This window comes from Microbacterium sp. GCM10027623 (genome assembly GCF_042666935.1).
Lineage (GTDB): Bacteria > Actinomycetota > Actinomycetes > Actinomycetales > Microbacteriaceae > Microbacterium.
The window spans coordinates 1-1,436 of the sequence record NZ_JBHTHE010000005.1 but is presented as its reverse complement, the minus strand read 5'-3'; the positions used below and the strand labels follow the sequence as shown (position 1 = coordinate 1,436).

Genomic DNA, 1,436 nt, shown 5'->3' with positions numbered 1-1,436 from the left:
TGAACTGCTCCCTGGAAGTTGGACTGATGAATTCAGTTCCGACATCCAGGGAGCAGTTTCGTGCATCCACGTAGTTCACTTTCCGATGACCAGCGTGCGGCGGCGGTAGCGTTGTTCGATGCCGGGTGGGGGCCGGATGCCGTCGCCACCCGGCTCGGATCGAGCCTGAATCCGATCCGCCGGCTCTATGACCGGTGGCGGGTGCGCGGGAATAGGACGTTGCTGATGAAGTCGACGAAGGCGTCGTACTCGTTCGAGCTCAAACTTGAGATCGTCACCCGGTTCCTCGCCGGTGAGACCAAGGCGGAGCTGGCTCGCGAGTTCGATCTGTCATCTCCGAAGTTGATCGAGACGTGGGCGCGGAAGTATCGGAACGAGGGCGAGGACGCGCTCCGCCCCAAACGCCCGGGCAGACCGCCCGGGCCGACCGTTGAGCCGAGCGAGGCGAGTGAGATGGCGCGGTTGCGGCGGGAGAACGCGCGGCTTCAGGCGGAGGTCGCGTACTTGGGAAAACTGCGGGCCTTGATGGAGCAGCAACGACGGTCAAAGTGAACGCCGTCGTGACCCTCAAGGCAGAACACTCCCTCACAGACTTGCTCGCCGCGGCCCGGCTTGCGCGGTCGACTTTCTTCTACCACCAGACCCGCCTGGATGCCCCGGACCCGTATGCGGCGTTGAAGACTGCGATCACCGAGGTATTCACTGCGAACAAGGCCCGTTACGGGTATCGGCGCGTGCACCGCGTGCTGACGAAGCACGGGTGGCGGGTGAATCGCAAGACCGTGCTGAAGCTGATGCGTCTGCTCGGCCTGGCCTCCACATCTCGGCGGAAGCGGCGTTACGTGTCCTATCAGGGCGAGGTTGGGCAGATTGCCGAGAACATCCTGGACCGTGATTTCACGGCCGAGACGATGAATGAGAAGTGGGTCACCGATGTGACCGAGTTTCGCGTCGGCGACGAGAAGCTCTACCTGTCGCCGGTGATGGATCTCTGCAACCGGGAGATCATCGCGTACTCGACCAGCCAGTCACCAAACCTGCAGCTGGCGAACAGGTCGCTGGCCGACGCGATCAAGACGCTCGCTCCCGGACAGCACCCGCTGGTGCACTCAGACCAGGGGTTCCAGTATCAGCATCGCTCCTGGCGGGCGCTGCTCGCCGCCGCCGGCGCAACGCAGTCAATGTCCCGCAAGGGCAACTGCTTCGACAACGCGGTCATGGAGAGCTTCTTCGGCCACCTCAAGGAAGAGTGCTTCCACCACGTCCGCTACCTCAGCATCGACGCCCTCGAAGCCGCGCTGCACGAGTACATCCGCTGGTACAACAACGACCGAGTCACTGAACGGCTCGAGGGCCTGAGCCCGGTGCAATACCGGACCCAGACCCTCGCAGCATAGGCTTCAACTAAACCAGTCCAACAAACGCGGACCAGTTCA

2 protein-coding genes are annotated in these 1,436 nt (G+C 62.8%); both read left to right on the top strand.

Features of this window, described 5'->3' with window-relative positions; translation table 11 throughout:
• Nucleotides 1-225 precede the first annotated feature (225 nt).
• On the top strand, nt 226-552 hold the full coding sequence (locus ACFQY2_RS16265) for a transposase (protein ID WP_378747062.1): 327 nt from the start codon (nt 226-228) through the stop codon (nt 550-552).
• On the top strand, nt 549-1,397 hold the full coding sequence (locus ACFQY2_RS16260) for an IS3 family transposase (protein WP_378747061.1): 849 nt from the start codon (nt 549-551) through the stop codon (nt 1,395-1,397). The genes ACFQY2_RS16265 and ACFQY2_RS16260 overlap by 4 nt, the downstream gene beginning before the upstream one ends.
• The last annotated feature ends 39 nt before the right edge of the window (nt 1,398-1,436 follow it).